14 protein-coding genes and 1 pseudogene are annotated in these 17,861 nt (G+C 74.7%); 7 read left to right on the top strand and 8 right to left on the bottom strand.

Annotated features, from left to right (window positions below):
* Positions 1–20 precede the first annotated feature (20 nt).
* Positions 21–1,490 (bottom strand): hypothetical protein, encoded by a 1,470-nt coding sequence (locus ABD067_RS05080; protein WP_343894080.1) that lies wholly within the window; start codon positions 1,488–1,490, stop codon positions 21–23.
* 125 nt (positions 1,491–1,615) lie between these two features.
* Between ABD067_RS05080 and metW the strand changes: the two genes are divergently transcribed.
* Positions 1,616–2,215, top strand: coding sequence for a methionine biosynthesis protein MetW (gene metW, locus ABD067_RS05075; protein ID WP_343894185.1), 600 nt, complete (start codon positions 1,616–1,618; stop codon positions 2,213–2,215).
* Between the two features lie 27 nt (positions 2,216–2,242).
* On the opposite strand, the gene ABD067_RS05070 is transcribed toward metW, so the two are convergent.
* A complete protein-coding gene (locus ABD067_RS05070; RefSeq protein ID WP_343894079.1) occupies positions 2,243–3,184 on the bottom strand; it encodes a 3-hydroxyacyl-CoA dehydrogenase family protein in 942 nt (313 codons plus the stop codon).
* 60 nt (positions 3,185–3,244) lie between these two features.
* Positions 3,245–5,305, bottom strand: coding sequence for an HAD family hydrolase (locus tag ABD067_RS05065; protein ID WP_343894078.1), 2,061 nt, complete (start codon positions 5,303–5,305; stop codon positions 3,245–3,247).
* 329 nt (positions 5,306–5,634) lie between these two features.
* Between ABD067_RS05065 and ABD067_RS05060 the strand changes: the two genes are divergently transcribed.
* Complete coding sequence (locus ABD067_RS05060; RefSeq protein WP_343894077.1) at positions 5,635–6,777, top strand: acyltransferase family protein; 1,143 nt, start codon at positions 5,635–5,637, stop codon at positions 6,775–6,777.
* A 188-nt stretch (positions 6,778–6,965) separates the two neighbouring features.
* On the top strand, positions 6,966–8,561 hold the full coding sequence (locus ABD067_RS05055; RefSeq protein ID WP_343894076.1) for an oligosaccharide flippase family protein: 1,596 nt from the start codon (positions 6,966–6,968) through the stop codon (positions 8,559–8,561).
* On the opposite strand, the gene ABD067_RS05050 is transcribed toward ABD067_RS05055, so the two are convergent.
* Both ABD067_RS05050 and ABD067_RS05045 read right to left on the bottom strand, forming a co-directional pair.
* Positions 8,468–9,595 carry a 2OG-Fe(II) oxygenase gene (locus ABD067_RS05050; protein ID WP_343894075.1) on the bottom strand — a complete coding sequence of 376 codons (1,128 nt, stop codon included), beginning with the start codon at positions 9,593–9,595 and terminating at the stop codon, positions 8,468–8,470. The two genes, ABD067_RS05055 and ABD067_RS05050, sit on opposite strands and share 94 nt — an antisense overlap.
* A 78-nt stretch (positions 9,596–9,673) precedes the next feature.
* On the bottom strand, positions 9,674–11,044 hold the full coding sequence (locus ABD067_RS05045) for an MATE family efflux transporter (RefSeq protein ID WP_343894074.1): 1,371 nt from the start codon (positions 11,042–11,044) through the stop codon (positions 9,674–9,676).
* Positions 11,045–11,267: 223 nt separating this feature from the next.
* Between ABD067_RS05045 and ABD067_RS05040 the strand changes: the two genes are divergently transcribed.
* The gene (locus tag ABD067_RS05040; RefSeq protein WP_343894073.1) at positions 11,268–11,828 is read left to right on the top strand and encodes a DinB family protein; all 561 of its coding nucleotides are present in this window, start codon (positions 11,268–11,270) and stop codon (positions 11,826–11,828) included.
* Here ABD067_RS05040 and glk read toward each other — a convergent pair.
* Complete coding sequence (gene glk / locus ABD067_RS05035) at positions 11,791–12,738, bottom strand: glucokinase (protein ID WP_343894072.1); 948 nt, start codon at positions 12,736–12,738, stop codon at positions 11,791–11,793. The two genes, ABD067_RS05040 and glk, sit on opposite strands and share 38 nt — an antisense overlap.
* A gap of 97 nt (positions 12,739–12,835) precedes the next feature.
* Here glk and ABD067_RS05030 point away from each other — a divergent pair, with 97 nt between their 5' ends.
* Entirely contained in the window at positions 12,836–13,945 is a 1,110-nt protein-coding gene (locus ABD067_RS05030) for an enolase C-terminal domain-like protein (RefSeq protein ID WP_343894071.1), read from the top strand.
* Between the two features lie 8 nt (positions 13,946–13,953).
* Here the strand turns inward: ABD067_RS05030 and ABD067_RS05025 are convergent, their stop codons facing one another.
* Positions 13,954–15,378 carry a PfkB family carbohydrate kinase gene (locus ABD067_RS05025; RefSeq protein WP_343894069.1) on the bottom strand — a complete coding sequence of 475 codons (1,425 nt, stop codon included), beginning with the start codon at positions 15,376–15,378 and terminating at the stop codon, positions 13,954–13,956.
* A 65-nt stretch (positions 15,379–15,443) separates the two neighbouring features.
* A complete protein-coding gene (locus ABD067_RS05020; RefSeq protein WP_343894068.1) occupies positions 15,444–16,160 on the bottom strand; it encodes a metallophosphoesterase family protein in 717 nt (238 codons plus the stop codon).
* Between the two features lie 217 nt (positions 16,161–16,377).
* Between ABD067_RS05020 and ABD067_RS05015 the strand changes: the two genes are divergently transcribed.
* Entirely contained in the window at positions 16,378–17,043 is a 666-nt protein-coding gene (locus ABD067_RS05015; RefSeq protein WP_343894066.1) for a hypothetical protein, read from the top strand.
* Positions 17,044–17,078: 35 nt separating this feature from the next.
* Positions 17,079–17,861 (top strand): annotated as a pseudogene (locus ABD067_RS05010) (hypothetical protein); the annotation flags it as partial.

Genomic DNA, 17,861 nt, shown 5'->3' with positions numbered 1-17,861 from the left:
GCCGTTGCACCCAAGCGCGATCAGCGGGGCAGCGCGAAGAGTTCGCCTTCGGGCTGCGAGACGATGGGCACGTCGTCCAGGCCCCTTCCGGTGGCGTTGCGGAGCAGCGCATCGACCTCGGGACGAATTTCCCGCCAACGATGGAGTTGGTCGGCCGCGAATTCCGCCTCCGCGGCTGCCGCTCCGGAAGCGTAGCTGAAAATCGCGGTACAAGTCGCGGGCGTCTGGCAGCTGGCGAGGAAGCTTTCGCCGAGCACGGCGACGGAACCGTGGACGCTGAGAGGGTACATGGTGTGGAACACAAAGTTCTTTCCACCCTGCGGGTCGGCGAATAGGCCCTCGGGCGCCGCCACTGCTTGGGGCCGTCCGGGGTACTCGTCCGCAGGCGTGCAAGCGACGAGGCCGGCGGTGCGAGACGTCCCTTCCCCGCATCGAAACAGCCGCGCCCGCCGGAAAGATCTCGCATCGGGCAGCCGGGGTTCGGGCTGCGACCGCAACTCGGCTGTTTCCCATCGCCTCTGGGCTACCCGCATGCGCTCGACCAAAGGCTTGGTCGCCTCACCAGACCAGCGCAGCACGAACCAATCATGTCCGGGCGCATTCGGGTGGGACAAGTTCGAGATGCGGGCCGACCAACCGGCCGGCGGCCGCAAAGTGACCGCCACGTCCTTGAATCTCGCTGGCGCGCTTTCGCCGGAAGGCAGTATGCGCCCCTGCAACGTGCCCCACGCCGCTTTTTCGGCGTCCTCTGCGGCTCGGCGCTCCTTGCTGGCTTCGGCGGCCATTTCGGCGTAACGAAGAGGCCACGCAAACGTCCAGTGCCGAGGATTAATCGACCAGAGGTGGGCGGAGAGAGCGGCGTACACGCAGACCAACAAGATGCTTGCCCGGGCGATCGACACCCCCGAAAAGCCTTCGACGCTCAACTTCCGCCAGGACAAGACAGCGTGCGGCACAAACGCGAGCACCGGCGTGCTCGCAACTGCTTGGACCAGCCAAAACGCTTGGACGCGGATGGGTACAAGCGGAACGCTGTACATGGAAATAGTGACGAATAGTCCCGCCGCCGCGTACCCCGCCGTGTGCAGGACGAGCCAGCTCTTCTCGCTCCGGCGTGCCAAGCCGAGATGCAGCAGCCCGAAGATCATCCCGAACACCGCGGCGCACACGAGCACTGCCATCGGCGCTAGAACCGCTGCGATCGGATGAATCTGGAACAAGCCCAGCCCGAGAAAGACGCCAGCGATCTGCAATGAAAAGACCGAGATGCTCAGAACTACAGTCGAAACCAAAAACTTCCAGAACCTATCGAGCGTCAATGCAAACCAAGTCATGGAATAGATGAAGGGCAGCAGCGCGAAAAAGCTCAAAAACGTCCCAAATGGCGGTTGCAACATGAGCGCCCTAGACCCGACCGCCGCCAACGTCGACAGAGCCAGGAGCGAGCCGAGGAAGATCAAGGCATCGCGTGTCAGGAAGGGTCGAAGCATTCCGTTTTCGACATAACACCGTTGCATGCTGTTTCCAAAGCCCAAAGTCGTTGGCGCGTTCCCTTCGTGCTAACCTAGCCTCCATGCCCGAAGCCCCCGCCGACATCCGCTACGTCGCCAAGAACATGCGCCTCGACCTCCGCCTCATCGCGGGGATGATCGCGCCCGGCTCGCGCGTGCTCGACATCGGCTGCGGCGACGGCGCCCTGCTCGCCCACCTCACCACCGAAAAGGACGCCGACGCCCGCGGCATCGAGATCGACATGGCGCAGGCCACGCAGGCGGTCGCCAACGGCCTCGCGGTGATCCACGGCGACGCCGACCACGACCTCGCCTCCTACCCCGACGGCGCCTTCGACGCGGTGGTGCTCTCCCGCACCCTCCAGGCCGTGGAACGCCCGCGGGAGGTGCTGCGCCAGATGCTCCGCATCGGCCGCAACGCCATCGTCTCCTTCCCGAATTTCGGCCATTGGCAGATGCGCTGGCGCCTGCTCACGCGCGGCCGCATGCCCGACACCGAGACCTGGAACCGCCCCTGGTACGAGACGCCCAACATCCACCCCTGCACCATCGCCGACTTCTTCGCCCTCTGCGACGCCGAGGGCTACGTGGTGGAGGAGTGGCTGGCGGTGGACGAGCACGGCCAGCGCGCCCCCTGGCGCCGCTCCCGCTGGCTCGCCAACCTGTTCGGCGAACAGGCGCTGTTCAAGCTGCGCCGGGGCTGAAGGCGGCCGGCGGGACTCGCCCCGCCGCTACCCCTCGCGCAGCACCACCGCCGCCGCCCGCAACGCCCGCTCGTAGCGCGCCCGCTCCCGTTCGGCGCTCTCCGGCGTCCACTCCCAGAAGCCCCGGCCCGTCTTCGGCCCGAGCCGCCCTTCCGCCACCAGCCGCGCGAGCGTCGGGCTGGGCTCCGTCCCGTTGTGCAGCGAAGGATAGATGGTCGCCGCGGCCGCCAACTGCGTTTCCAGCCCGGCCAGCTCCTTCTGCATGATCGGCCCCGCCGCGACGTAGCGGAAGCCGAAGCAGAAGCGCACCGCCCGATCCACCTCCTCCGCGGAAGCGAGCCCCGAGTCGATCGCGTGGAACGCCTCCCGCATCAGCGCGTGCTGGATGCGGTTCGCCAGGAACCCCGGCACGTCCCGCCCCACGCGGATCGCCTGCCGCCCGAGCCCGGTCATGATCTCCGCCAGCCGGTCGCACACCGCCGGCTCCGTGTGCTCGCCCCGCACCACCTCCACGCCGGGCACGAGGTGCGCGGGGAGGAAGAAGTGCAGGTTCGCCATCCGCCCCCGCGTCTCGCAGCCCTCCGATATGTCGGTGATGCGGAAGCCGGACGCGTTGCTCGCCACCGGCACGCCCGGCGGCACCAGCTTGTCCAGCTCGGCGAACACAGCGCGCTTGAGGTCCAGCCGCTCCGGCACCGCCTCGACCACCACGTCCGCGTCGCCGAACCCCACGTCGGCCAGCGACGCCACGAGGTCCAGCGCGTCCGAGCGCCGCCGGTCGGCGCCGAGCTGCCCGAGGCTCGCGGCCACGCGGTCCAGCCGCGCCGGCCAGGCGGCGCGGTCCGGCTCCACCGCCGTCACCCGCCAGCCGCCGGCCAGGAAGATGGCCGCGATGTCGCAGCCCATCAGCCCGAAGCCGACAACCGCGGCGTGGCCGCCGGGCGCCGTTGCGGGAGCGGGTTCGCTCATGGGCGGTTTGTATCCCGCGGCGGCCGCGACCACCAGGGCCGGCGCCGCCGGCCGCCGCCGTCAGCCGAAGAGCCGCGCCCGCGCGCGCTTCAAGGCGAACAGGCCCTCGCCCAGCGCCCCGCCGCCCCGCCGCACCGAAGCCTCCGGCCAGTGCCCGGCGTAGCCCGCGTCGCGCAGGCCGAGCCCGAGCCGGAGCCGCGTCAGCGGGCCCACCGCCGGCGCGCAGTCGGCCCAGGCCTCGTGCGCCTGCCCGTCGGCGTGCGGGAAGCCGCCGAAGGCCTCCGCCTCCTCCGCGCTCGGCTCGCGCCGGAAGGCGTCGAAGACCTCGGTCCCGGCTTCGCGCAGCGCGTCGATCCACGCGTCGGCGTCGCTGCCGCCCGAGCGGGCCAGCGCCTCGGCGACCTCGCGCGCGAAGGCCAGCACGCCGTCCTGCAAGGCCGGCAAGCCCCAGGCCAGGACCCGCGGGTTGGAGGGCTCGGCCAGCACCGCCTCGAACCGGCCGCCCGGCGCCGCCTCGTAGCGGCGGACCGTCCCGTGGTCGGCGGAGCAGAAAATCTCCAGCAGCACCGGGTTCATTCGCTCGAGGAAGGCCGGCGCGTCGATGAAGGTCCGCATCTCCCCTGGGGCAGAGCCGGCCGGCCTGCTCCGCAACGCCATGTAAAACCCGGTGAGGCCGGCGCCCGCCCCCCCGGCGGAGCCGAATTCGAGCAGCCGCCCCAGCGACCGCTGGAGCCGCCCGTGCCAGCCGAGGTCGACGATCGCCGCGCGCCCGGCCGCCCCGAGCACCCCTTCCTGCCGGAGGTAGCCGAGCGCGGCCTCCCGCCGTTCCGCCACCGCCGGCCGGAGCGCCGCCCCCACCTCCGGGTCGCGCAGCAGGGCGCGCAGCCGCGCGGGCGGTGCGGGCGCGTCCAGCGCCGCCGGGGAATCGAAGCCGTGCCGGGCGAGCGCGGGGCCGATGCGCCCCGGCGCCAGCTCCGCCCGTGCGAGCACGCTGCGCAACGGGTCGCGCGGCGCGTCGTCGGCGAGCCAGGAGAGCGCCGCCTCGTTCATCCCCTCCAGCGCGGGGAGGTGCCAGGCTTGGCGCGAGCCGAGCAGGTAGCGGCACTCGACACCCCAGGGGAGGCGCCCGAGCAGCGCCTCCGCGATCCGCAACAGGATCTGGCCGTCGCGCGACACGAAATGGAGCCGGCTCAGGCCGTCGCGGCGCGCCTCCCGGAGCGCCCAAAGGACGAAGCCGCAGAGCAGCGGGCCGGCCACGCCCGCGCCGACGGCCCGCAGCGCGCGCCCGTGCGGCCCGTCCGGCTCCGACGAGAGCCGCGCGGCCCGCGCCCCGCCCGCCAGCGCCGAGCGCAGCAACGGCGGCCCGCGCCGGGCCGCCGCCGCGTGCAGCACCAGTTCGTAGCGCGTCGGCGCCCCCGCGGCGCAAAGCTCGGCCTTGATGCCGATGGAGCGCGGCACTGCGACGTCCGAACGCGGGTGGTCGCCGCGGTGGACGATGCGCCGGGGCGGCACGCCGAGCGCCTCGGCGGCCAGCATGAACATGCGCCCGGTGCGCTTGGTCGCCCCCAGCTCGGAGGAGGCGAACACGCGCTGGGGCGGCACGGCGATGCCGGCGCGGCGCAGCAAGCGGAGCAGGGCGGCGCGGTCGAGGTAGGTGTCGCTCAGGAGCGCGACCTCGGCGCCCTCCGCCTGGAGCCGCGCGAGCAGGCGCGTGTTGGCGGCGATCGGGCGGATGGCCTCCTCTTCCGCGTCCACCTCCGCTTCGGCGGCGGCCCGGGCCTCCGCCGCGTTCCACCCGAAGGCCGGGGCGAGGGCTTGGTGGATGCCGAGCAGATCGACCTCCTCGACGCCGGGGCGGGCGCGCAACTCCGCTTCGGCCGCGGCGCGCCGCGCGGCGAAGGCGGCGGCGTCCGCCCGCAGCAGCCCGGTCCCGCGCAGGCGTTCGCCGAGCGCGACGAACAGGTCCTCGGGCCGCCAGAAGCAGCGGGTGATCAGCGTGTCGAACACGTCGAAGCTGTGCAGGGCGCCGCCGTGCTCCGCCGCGGGCGGCGACGGCGCCAGGCGGCCGAGGCGCTCTGCGCCAAGATCATGCGCGGGTAACGGCGCGGGCCTCGGCTTCATGCGGGAACGATCCTCGAAACGGTATGCGACGGGCGTTTCCAACTTCGCGTCCAAAGTCCGCGGGCACCCGTTCCGCCGGCGAAGGCGGGCCCCCGGCCGCGGCGACGCGCGAGGAACCGCGCGGGCCGCTGGCCGTTCGCCCATCTGCCATGCGGGTCGAGACTAGGAAATCCCCAGAGGACTTCGATCCGCCCTGATGCGGGATTAATCGGCGTCCGCCCTGCGACGGCGCGGCGGGAAAACCGGACGCGACGGGCACGGGCGGCGCGGACGCCGCGCGGAACGCCCCATCGATGTGAGTGCCCTCCAGGGCGGCTGCGGAGTTTCAAATGCGTCTGGTCGCCCTCGACTCGCTCCGGGGCATCGCGGCCGTTTCGGTCGTCGTGTACCACTCCCTGCTCGTCTTCCCCGGCCTCCATGCGGTGCTCGGGGGGCGGGGAACGCCCTACGCCGTCACCGGGGACGCGGCGTCGCTGTGGCTCACGGTGACGCCGCCGAGCCTGTTCTGGTCCGGGCGCGAAGCGGTGCTGCTGTTCTTCGTGCTCAGCGGCTTCGTGCTCGCCTTGGCCTTCGAGGGCGCCGCGCGGTCGAAGCCCGGCTGGGCCGGCTTCGCGGCCAAGCGCGCCGTGCGGCTGCTGGTCCCGTGCGCGGCGGTGGCCCTCTTGCTGGCGCTCGCGGTGCCCGCCATCGGCCCGCGGCCCCGGCCCGAGCTGAGCGAATGGTTCAACGCCTCCTGGGCCCAGTCGGTGACGCCGCGCACGGTGCTCGACCACGCCCTGCTCCTCGGGGGCGGCTACCCGTTGAACAACCCGATGTGGACCCTCCACTATGAGTTGCGGATCTCGCTGCTGTTCCCGCTGCTCATGCTGCTGGCGGCGGCGGGCTGGGCCACCTTGGCGCTGTCCGCCGCAGCGGGCGTCGTGCTCTGCCTCGCCGAGATGAAGTTCGTCGGCACCGGCGTCCTGACAACGTTGCTCTTCGTGCCCCATTTCGCGCTCGGCGTTTTCCTGGCCCGGAACCGCGACGAACTGGCGGCCGCCGTGGCGGGCCTGGGCCCCGGCGCCCGCGCGATCCTGTGGTCGGCGTGCTACGCGCTGCTGACCTTCCGCTGGCTGGTGCCGGCGCGGGATCTGGTCTGCGACCTGGTGAACGGCGCCGGCGCGGGGCTGCTGATCGCGCTGGTGCTGGGCTCGCCGCGCGTGCGGGCGGCGCTGGAAGCGCGCCCGCTGCCCTGGGTCGGCGCGATCTCCTACAGCCTCTATCTGGTGCACGTCCCGGTGCTGCTCGCCGCGCTGCACCTCGCCCCGCCGCAAGCGCCGGTTTGGCTCGTCGCCGCCCTGGCCCCGTTCGCGTCGCTCCTGCTGGCCGCGGCGCTCCACCGGGCGGTGGAACGCCCTTCGATCCGCTTGGGGCGGCAAGCCGCGGCGTGGATCGAAGGGCGCCGGCACGCGCCGATCGGCGCCTCACGATGAAGCAAGCACAACCGTTCGGGAAGGCGCGGGCCGCCCGCGGCTGCTATCCGGGGCGGACGCGGGGAACGCCGGCCCCCACGCGGCTGGCCGCCCCGCCTCCTTCATGACCGACGCCCCCGCGTCGCCCCGGGGGCCGGCACCAAGCGCCCCGGCCGGCCACCTCTCGCCCGTTCCAGGTCCGCACGCCGATGGCACTCCGCTTCCCCGGCCCGCATTCCCCGGCGTGGGTGCTGGCCGAAACCGCCGCTTCCGCCGCCTTCTCGCTCGTTTCCCTGCTGGTGATCGGCCGGGTGATCGGCCCCCACGAGGCCGGCGTCGGCGCGGTGGCGATCGCCGCGTTCCTGTTGCTCGACGTGTTCGGCGCTTCGCTCTTCCCGGACGCGCTGGTGCAGCGCGCCGGCTTGGCGGAACGCCACCTGCGGAGCGCGCTCACCGCGTCGACCCTGGTCGGCTCGGCCGCTGCCCTGGTCTTGGCCGCCGCGGCGCCGCTGCTCGCGGCCGGCACGGGCGGCGGCGGGGCGCTGGTGCCCTTGCTGCTCGCGCTGGCGCCGCTGCTGCCGGCATCGGCCTTCTCGGGCGCCGCCTCCGGCTTCGCCATGCGGGGCCAGCGCTACCGGCTCCTGGCGCTGCGCGTGCTCGTGGCGCAGCCGATCGCCCTCGCCGCCGGCCTGGCCGCGGCCGCCGGCGGGCTCGGCGCCTGGGCTATCGTGGTCAACCAAGCGGCCGCCACGGCGCTGGTGTTCCTGCTGTTCCTCGCCGCCGGCCGGCTGCCGCTGCGCCCCGCGCTCGACCGCGCTGCGCTGGCGGAGCTGTGGCCGGTGGCGGGCCCGCAGATCTCCGCGGTCGTGCTGATCGTCGGGAAGTACCGGATCTTCGTGCTGGCGCTCGGGCTGCTGCTGGGCGAGGCGGCGCTGGCCCACGCGCACGTCGCCTTCCGCATGGTTGACGCCGCGCTGTTCGTGGTGTGGGGGGCGATGGCGCGCATCGCCATGCCCCGGCTCTGCGCCTTGCAGGACGACCGGGAAGCGCTCGCGCGCTGCTACGGCGACACGGCGCAGCTCCCGGCGCTGGTCGGGTTGCCCATCGCCCTCGGGGTGGCGCTGGTCGCCGACGACCTGGTCGCCGCGCTGCTCGGCCCGGCCTGGGCCGGCACCGCGGAAGCGGCCCGCATCGTGGCGCTGGCGGCCTGCGTCACCTTCCTGCACGGCGACCAGTTCAGCCTCTTCGTGGCGCTCGGGCGCGCCCGCATGAACACGCTGGCCGCGGCGGCCAACTTGGCGGTTCCGCTGCTCGCCCTGCTCGCGCTGCGGCCGCAAACCGCCGCCGGGGCCGCCCTCGCCTGGAGCGCGCAATCCCTGCTGGTGACGCCGGTGTTCGCCTTGGTGGTGCTGCGGCTGCTCGGCAAGTCGCCGCTTTGGCTGCTCCGCCGCGCCGCGCCGGGCGTCCTGGCCGGTTCGGCAATGGCCGCGGCGGTGCTGCTGGCGCAGAACGCGATGGCGGAGGCGGCGCCCCTGGCCCGCCTGCTGGCGGCGGTCGTGGCCGGCGCCGCGGTGTTCGCGGCCGTGGCGTGGCTCGCTCTGGGCCGGCGGCTGCCGCCCGCCCTGGCGCAGCGTGGAGGCGGCGAAGCACCGGACGGCGCGGCGAGGGCAGCCGCCGGCGCCGCCGTGATCGCGCGCGTCCCCGCCGCCGCCTACTCCGCGGCTGCCGGCTCCGCCAAGCTGCCCGCGTTGGCTTCGCGCACCCGCGCCGCCGCCTCGTCGTACAGGAAGGGCAGCAGCGCGTAGCGCCGCCCCGCCGTCACCGGCCGCGCCTCGTGCAGGAGCGAGCAGGAGAACACCACCGCCCCGCCGGCGGGCGGCCGGTAGCGGCGCGGCCCGAACTCCGGGAACCACAGCTCCCCGCCCTCGAAGCCGTCGTTCAGGTTCATGGTCACGGCGAAGCGCCGGTGCGCGGTCGCCGGCGTGGTGTTGTCGCGGTGCGCCCGGAAGTGCCCGCCGGACGCCCCGTCGTAGCAGGCCACGATGTAGCGCTCGATGCGCGTGGCTTCGAACTGGAAGGCCTTGCGCATCTCCGGCGCGATCCGGCGCGAGATGCGGGCGCGGATCGCCTCCCGCAGCGCCTCGTCCTCGATCGGCTGGTCGCGCCGGCGCTTGCGGCTGTCGTCGTAGACGCCGACCGTGCGGCCGTCCCGCTCCACCATGAAGCCGCTCTCGACCCCGCCGCCCGCCTCGTAGACGGCGACCAGCCGCTCGCACAGCGCCGGCTCCAGCACCCGCGGCAGCACCAGCACCGGCGCGGGCGCCTCCGCGCCGCCCGCGTGCAGCCCGGGCGGCGGCAGCCCGCGCAGCGTCCCGATCAGCCTCGGCAAGCGATCCAACGGCTCGACCGCGACCACCCGCAGCAAAGGGTCCAGCAGCACGGCGGCCGGCAGGTAGCGCAGCGCCCCGCCGTCGCCCCGCCCCAGGAGCCCGAAGCGCCGGCTCACCGCGCCGTCGCGGTCGCGGAAGACGCGCAGGCCCGGCAAGGCGTCGCGCGGCCCGCCCTCGCCGTCGTCCGCCGGATCGACGCTGACCACGAACCCGCACGCGTCGTCGTCGTCCAGCAGCCCCGACGCCTGGGCCTCGCGCATGGCGGCGACCGCGCCCGCCGCGCCCGGATTGGACGCGGGGCCGGGAAAGGCCATCAGCACGTAGCGGCCGGCCGCGGCGGCGAAGTGGAAGCGCGGATTGGCGGCCGTGGCGGCCTCGAACCACGGCGCCGGATCGCCCGGCGACAGGGGCGGCGCGGGAGCGGCGGCGGCGGGCTTCGCGTGTACCATCGTGGAGCGCCGTGGGACGTTGCGCCCTCGCTTATACCGCGGCGGTCGCGGCCGGTGCCAGCGTCACGTCGCCCGCCGTCAGCGCGGCCCCCACACCCCCGGCCGCACGGCGAAGGCGTTGACCGCGCCAAAGGCCGCGATCCCGAGCGCCACCGCCAGGAACTGCCCGTCCAGCCCGAAGCCCATCGCCGCGCCGAGCAGCCACCCGCCGCCCACCGCGAGCGCGATCCGGGACAGCCCCGCCGCCACGGGCCAGAGCATCCGCCCCGCCCCCATCGCCGCGAAGTACAGCGCCATCCCGAGCCCGAAGAACGGCAGCGCCGGGCCGATGATGCCGAGCGCCCGCGCCGCGATCGCCACCACCTCCGGGTCGGGGGCGAAGGCCGCCGCCAGCGGCCCCGGGAACAGGCTGACCAGCAGCCCCACCGGCCCCGTCAACGCCAACGCCAGGAACCCGCCGGTCCAGGCCGTCCGCCGCGCCAGGGCCCAATCGCCCGCGCCCGCCGCCCTGCCCACCAGCGCGGTCAGCGCCGAGCCGACGCCGAAGGCCAGCGGCACCATCAGGAACTCGATCCGCGCCGAGATGCCGAAGGCCGCCACCGCCGCCGCCCCGTGCGCCGCGACCCGCGCGGTGACGAGGATGGTGGCCAGGTTGGCGACGGTGGCCATCGCGCAGGCCACCAGCCCCACGGACAGTATCCGCCCGAACAGCGCCGCGCTGGGCCGCACGCGGAGGTCGGGCACGAACCCCGCCGCGCCGCGCAGCACCAGCGCCGCCTGCGCCCCTGCCGCCGCGGCCATCACCAGGGCGAAGGCCACGCCCGCGCCCTTCAGCCCGAGGCCGGCCGGCTCCATCAGCGCCCAGGCGAGCGGCGGAAAGGCAAGCCACGCGAGCAGCAGCGCCCGCGAGGCCAGCGCGTGCCGCCCGCCGCCCCGCAGCACGGAGGCCAAGGTGTTCGCCAACCAAGCCGGCACGGCCCCGGCGCCGAACATCCAGGTGGCGTAAGCCGCCGCCGCTTCCGCCGCCTCGGCGCCGCCCACGAAGCCGAGCACCGCCCGGGGAAACCCGGCGAGCAGCGCCGCGAAGGCCAGGCCGAAGCCGGTGGCGATCAGCAGCGCGTGCAGCACCAGCGCCGAAGCCTCCGCCGAACGCCCGCCGCCGATGGCCCGCGCGATGGCCGACACGACGCCTCCGCCCATCGCCCCGGCCGACATCTGCTGCAACAGCAGCGCGAAGGGCAGCACCACCGCCCACCCGGCCAGCGCCGCCGTGCCCTGCCGCGCCGCGAGCCAGGGCTCCACGAGTTGGCAGGCAGTCTGGATCAGCGCGAGCAGCGTGGTGGGCGCGGCCAAGTCCAGCACCCGGCGGAGCAGCGCCCGCCAAGGAACGGGCGGCGGCGCCGCGGAGGCGGGCGCGGCGGCGACCGCGGGCGCCGCGCCTTCAGGCACGGTCGCGGGACGCGGCGTCGCGTCGACGGGCGGGTCGGGGGCCGTCCATGCCGGGATGGGAACACCCCCGGAGCCGCGGCGCAAACGGCGTTGTGGCCGTGCCCGTCATGCGTGGCCGTCATGGCGGACGCTTCGGCACCCGTTCCGCGGCGCCGCCCCTCCAACCGCGTGGCGCCGCCGTGGTAACGTGGGGGCGGCTCCCTCGGCCACGGAGGCGACGACCATGCCCGACCTCGCCACGCACCTCAGGGCCATGGCGGCCTACAACCGCTGGGCCGACCGGCGCCTCTACGCCGCCGCCGCGGCGCTCCCGGACGACGACTACCGCCGGCCGGCCGGGGCCTATTTCGGCAGTCTGCACGGCACGCTGAACCACCTGCTGGCCACCGACCGCAACTGGATGGCCCGCTTCGAGGGCACCGGCGAGCCTCCGAACAGGCTCGACGCGATCTTGTTCGAGCGCCTCGAAGAACTGCGCGCCGCGCGCGAGCGGGAGGACGAGCGCATCATCCGCCACGTTTCCGGCCTCTCCGCCTCGGACCTGGACGGCGCGCTCGACTACGTCACCAGCGACGGCAGGCCGCACCGCCAGCCGCGCTGGGAGGCGCTGGCGCACTTCTTCAACCACCAGACCCACCACCGCGGGCAGGCGCACGCCATCCTCACCCGCCTCGGCGTGGCCGAGCCGCCGCCGCTGGACCTGCTCGCCATGCAGCGCGAGGCGGCGCGGGCCGCCGCCGGCGCCGCTACAACCGCCGCGCCAGCGCCGCCAGCCCCAGCATAGACGCGTCCAGCCGCGTCACGACGTAGGCCGGCACCGGCCGCAGCCATTCGCTGAAGCGGCCCTTCGCCTCGAAGCGGGCGCGGAACTCGGACTCGGCGATGAACTGCGGGAAGCGCGGCGGGATGCCGCCCGCCACGAACACGCCGCCGCGCGCGCCGTAAAGCAGCGCCAAGTCGCCCGCCACGGCGCCGAGCAGGGCGCAGAACATGCAAAGCGCTTCCCGGCACAGCGCGCATTCGCCGGAAAGGCCGGCCGCCGTCACCGCGGCCGCGTCCCGCCGCGGCGTCTGCACGCCGTCTATCGCCGCGAGGGCCGAATGGAGGTTGGCGAGGCCCATGCCCGAGAGCGCGCGCTCGGCCGAGACGTGGCCGTGCCGCGCCCGGAGCCACCCGATCACCGCCGCTTCGCGCGGGCAGGTGGCCGCGAGGCTCGCGTGCCCGCCTTCCGTCACCAATATTCGGTCCGGCGGCAGGAAGGCGCCGACGCCCAGGCCCGTGCCCGGCCCGAGCACCGCCATCGGCTCCCCCGGTTCGCCCGCGCCGCCGCCGAGCGGGAAGAGGTCCGCCGGCGTCAGCTCCGGCAGCGACCGGGACATCGCCGCGAAGTCGTTCACCACCCGAACCGCGCGGATGCCGAGCGCCGACGCGATCTTCGCGCCGTCCACCGCCCAGCCGCGGTTGGTCAGCCGCGCCCGGTTGCCGGAAACCGGCCCCGCCGCGGCCAGCACCGCGCCGCTCGGCGTCCGGCCCTCCGCGTGCGCCGCTAGGAAGGCCGAGATCGCCCCCGCCACGTCGGAGAAGTCGTCCAGCTTAACGCGGTGCAGGGGGCCGATGGAGCCGGTCCCTTCGTCCAGCAGCGCGAAGCGGGCGTTGGTGCCGCCGATGTCGGCGATCAGCAGCGGCTCAGCCACGGCGCGCGACCGGCGCCGCCGCCCCGCCGCTTGACCGGCGCGCGAGGGCGCCGGGAAGCTGTTCGCGGCAGCGGCGCCTGGAGGAGAAGGGCTCGGGATGAAGATAGACCATGTCTCGCTGACGCTCTTCGCCTGGGATGGGATACCCGAAACCAGCTACCACGCCGGCGCCGCGGTGCGCGGCGGCGCTTCCGCGCTCGGGCTCTTGCGCATCGGCACGGACGCCGGCGTGGACGGCCACGCCTTCCTCGGCTCCGCCATGCACACGGCGGAGAACGACGGGCCGGGGTTGATCCGCTACCTGAAGCCGCTGCTGATGGGCCGCCATCCGCTGGAGCGCGAGCGCCTCAACGCCTCGCTTTGGGCCATGCAGCGGACCGTGACGGCGCGCGCGATCGGCGCCGTGGACGTCGCGCTGTGGGACTTGGCCGGCAAGGCCGCGGGGATGCCCGTCCACCGCCTGCTCGGCACCTTCCGCGCCGGCATCCGCGCCTACGCCTCCAGCGCGCGCCTGCCCTCCGCCGCGGCCTACGCGGAGGAGGCGCAACGCTTCAAGGCGAACGGCTGGGCCGCCTACAAGATCCACCCGCCCGGCGACCCGGCGACGGACATCGCGGTGTGCGAGGCGGTGCGCGCCGCGGTGGGCGGCGACTACCCGCTGCTGCTCGACAGCACCTGGGCCTACGACGTGCCCGCCGCCATGCGAGTCGGCCGCGCCGCCGAGCGGCTCGGCTTCCTGTGGTTCGAAGACCCTCTTCACGACCAGGACATCACGGGCTACCTCGAACTCAAGCGGAAGCTCGACATCCCGCTGATGGCGACCGAGTACCCGGCCGGCGGCCTGGAGGGCTACGCGCCCTGGATCGCGCTCCGCGCGACGGACTACCTCCGCGGCGACGTCGCGGTGAAGGGCGGCATCACCACCTGCGTCAAGGCCGCGCACTTGGCCGAAGCCTTCCGCATGGGGTTCGAGATACATCACGGCGGCAATTCGCTGAACAACGTGGCGAACCTACACGTTGCGATGTCGATACGCAACACGACATGGTTCGAGGTGCTGTTGCCGGACGCCGCGCACAAGTACGGGCTCGTGGACGACATCGCGCCGGACGCCGAGGGCTTGGTCCACGCGCCGGAGAAGCCGGGCCTCGGCCACGGGATCGACATGGGGCTGGTCGCGCGGAAGCGGATCGCGGTGCTGGAATAGCGGCGCCGTCAGCCCACCGGCGCCGGCTCCGGCTTCCGCACGGTGCCGCCCCATTCCTGCAGCATCTCGCCGCCCGCCACCGTGTCCGGCGCGCCGACCGGGTCCTGCACCAGCACGTCCGGGCGCAGCAGGCGGATCAGGTCCAGCACCGTGTCGGCGCCGTAGCGCACCACCAGGTCCACCGCGCCCAACGCGGCGAACGCTTCCGCGACCGAGTCCGCTTCGTCCACCCCCACCACCAGCCGGTCGCACCAGGACCGGCAATCGTCCAGGAGGTTCGGGTGGCCCGAAGCGGTGCCGCCGGTGACGAAGCCGACGCGGTAGCCGTCGCGGCGCCAGCGCTCCACCCGCTCCGCCGCCTGCGCCCGCGAGGCGAGCTTGCGCGCGGAAAGGCGCCCCGGCACCAGGGCCTCCAGGAATTCGTCTTCCCGCACCACCGCGATGCCGCTCTTGCCGACGACGATGCCGGCCGCGAGCGCGCCCAACCGCGCCACGGTGGGCAAGGGCATGCAGGCCGCCATGCCGCAGGCGGCCACCGCCAGCACCGCGTCGGCGGCGCCGGCCCAGTCCACCGTTTCCGCGGCGTCGGTCGGCCAGTGGTGGACCGAGTCGTCGCCGTCCCCGACCAGGGTGACGCCGGCCTCGCCGCGCAGCACCATCACCGCGCCGAAGTCGTGCGCCGCGCGCAGCGAGGCCGCCGCCGCCGCGACATCCGCCTCCGCGCCGACGGCCGCGGCCAGGCTGGCGGCGTCGAGCAGGACCAGGTTGGCGCCGGCGTAGCGATCCAGGCCGGGGCCGCGCGGGGCCGCCACCACCTTGCGGCCGGCGTTGCGCGCCGCCGCGATCAAGCGCGCCGGCACGTCGCCCGCGAGGGTGCCCTTGGCGTAATCCGACAGCACCATCACCGCCGTCGCCGCCACCGCGTCGGAGGCGATACGCACCAGTCGGTCCGCCAGCCGCGGCTGGATGGGCGAAAGCTGCTCGTGGTCGGCCCGCAGCATGTGCTGCCCGGCGGCGACGAAGCGGGTCTTGGTGGTGGTGGCGCGCCCGCCTTGCACCAGCAGCCAGGGCTCCACGCCCGGCTGGCCCCCGATCAGCCCGGTGAGGTCGCTGCCCGCTTGGTCGTCGCCCACCACGGACACGAAGGCGACCGCCGCGCCGAGGGCGGTGAGGTTGCGCACCACGTTGCCGGCGCCGCCCGGCAGCGCGACCTCGCGCTCCACCGCCAGAACCGGCACGGGCGCCTCGGGACTGACGCGCGAAACCCGCCCGTAAACGTAACGGTCAAGCATGGCATCGCCCACCACGAGGACGGCGCCGCGCCGCAGTTGGCGGACCGCGTCGGCCAGATCGGCCGGTACGGTGGCATCGGGCGCGCCGGCCAGGGGCGTTTTCAGGGGCGCTGGACCGTGCATCGTATCGCGGTAGCGCATGCCGGCCTCCGCGCGCAAGCCACTCGCCTTCGATGAAGTTATACTCCCGCAACGGCCGCCCGTGGTCAAGCGGCCAGGAAGCCCATGTAGCGGTCTTCCAGCACCAAGCAGGTGAGCGGGCCCCCGAAGCAGGCGCCGGTGTCGATGCCCAGGCGGTTCTGCCGCACCGCCGGCTGCGCGGAGGGCGAGTGGCCGTGGACCACGACCATCGGCAACTCGCCGTCGAAGGACAAAAAGGGTTCCCTGATCCAGATCAGGTCGAAGGGGTCCTGCCGGTCGAGCGGCACCTCCGGCCGGATGCCGGCGTGGACGAAGAGGTAGTCGCCCGCGGACCAATGCAGCGGGCAGCGCCGCAGCAGCGCCATGTGGGCCTCCGGCACCAGCGCGAAGGGCTCCGGGTGCCCGTCCTCCAAGCCGTAGCTCCGCAGCGTTTCCTCCCCGCCGTTGTCCAGCCAGAACTCCCAGGCGCCGGGGTGGGCCAGCGGATCGGACGCGTCCAGCATCATCACTTCGTGGTTGCCGATCAGGTTCACCACCTCCGCGCCCGGCACCGGCGGCGGGGAAAGCAGCAGGTCGAGCACGCCGGCGCTGTCCGGCCCGCGGTCCACGTAGTCGCCGAGGTGGACGAGCACCGTCTGCCCGGCGGTCGGGCGTTCGCGCGCGTCCGCGGCGACGAGCCGGTGCAGCGCCGCCAATCGGTCGGCGCACCCGTGCACGTCGCCGATGGCGTACACCCGGAGATCGGGCGGCAGCACGCCGGGCGCTAAGAACTCGTTCAGCATGCGGTGCGACCCTGCCCTCCGGAAGCCGGCATACACACCCCCGGCGGCGTCCGCCTAGTGTCCGCCGCAGCGGACCGCCGGGCGGCCGGAGGAGACTAGCGGAGCCAGAACCGTTTCGCACCCCGCAGGATCGCGCATGGACGTGAAAAACAGCCGACCGCCACCCCCTCGCGGAAGCGGGCACGCCGCGCCGCTATCGGCGGCGGGCGTCGACGCCTTGCTCGACGCGCTGCCCCTGGCGGGCGTGTTGGAGCGGCGCCCCGTCTTCCGCTTGGCGCCGGGCCGCGATCCCGTCGTGGCGGCGGAACGCGTGGTCGTTTCGCGGCGTGCGCTGGCGGACGCGCTCGGCGCCGCCGCCGCCGCCGACGACGACCTCCTCCGCCACGCCGGGGACCGGATCGCGGAACGGTTCTGCGGCCGCGCCCTGCACAACGGCGACGCCGAACCTTTGCCCGGCGGGCTGCCGGCGCGCGTCCCGGTCCTGCTGCCCTTGCCGCTCCGCCCGATCACGGCCCCGGCGCCGCGCCCCGGCTTGGTCGGCGTGCTGCCGCTGGCCGCCGCCGCCACCGCGTCCGGCGCGCTCTTGGCGGAGCGCCGCGCCGAGCTGGCGGCGCTGGGTTGGCGCCTCGGCATCGGCGGGCTCGATGCGGCAGCGCTGCGCTTCGTGGCGCTCGCGGCCCTCGGAGCCGATCTCCTGCTGTTCCGCTGGTCGCCCGCCCTCGCCCGGCAAGGGGCGGACGCGCTGCGTGGCGCCGACCCGCACGCGCTGGTGTTGACCGGCTGCGACGGCGCGGACGCGGTGGAATGGGGCCGCAACGCCGGCCTGACGCTGTTCAGCGGTCCCGGCTTGCAGGCCGAGGCGGCGGGAGCGGCGCCGTGTTGACCGCCGCGGCCGGCAGAGGCGCCGGAGCCGACGCCGTGGCGCTCATCCGGCTGCTGCGGGAAGCGGTGGCCGCGGCCGCGCCCCGCGAAGCGTTGCACCTCCGCCTCGGCCGGCTGGCGCCGCGGTTGCGGCAGCCGCACCGCCGCCGCTTGGTGGAGGAAGTGCTGGCCTCGCTGCGGGAAGCGAACCGCGTCCGGCTGTTCGCGCTGCCCAACGCCGATCTCGTCGCCGTGGCGCCCGTCGGGCTCGAGTCGCTGCGCGAAGTGGAAGCGGCGCTGCGCACGCTGTTCGCCTCCGAAGGCGGGAACCAAGCGCCGGTCGCGGCGCGGCACCGCTTGCCGGAGGAAGCGGCGGCGTTGTTCGCAGCGGTGGAGGCCGCGCTGGCGCCGGAGGACCCCGCCGCCGCGCGGGCGACACCCGACCCTGCCGGCGGCCCGGGGGCCGACGACCGGGGAGCCGCCGCCGGCTTCGGGGCGGAGCGCTTGGCGGCGATGGAAAGGGGCCTCTCCGCCGCCGACCTGTCGGCCTTCCTCCGCCAGCGTCCCGTGTGCCGCCTCGGCCCCGGCGCCTCCGGCGGCCCGGAGGTGGCGTGGCGGTCGTGGCGGGTCGCGGCGCCCGAGGTGTTCGCGGCGCTTGGGCTGCCCGGGGCCGGCCGCGACACCTCGCCGTGGCTGCTCCGCCGCTTGCGGCGGGCGCTCGACCGCCGCCTCCTCGCGGCGTTGGCGCGGCCGGAGCGCGCCGCGACCCTGGGCGCGGCCGCCTTGCGGCTTTCGCCCGCGAGCGTCGGCACGCCCGAATTCGCGCGCTTCGCCGAGGCG

This window comes from Craurococcus roseus, assembly GCF_039523795.1.
Taxonomy (GTDB): Bacteria; Pseudomonadota; Alphaproteobacteria; order Acetobacterales; family Acetobacteraceae; genus Craurococcus; species Craurococcus roseus.
This window is presented reverse-complemented; position numbering and strand designations above follow the sequence as displayed.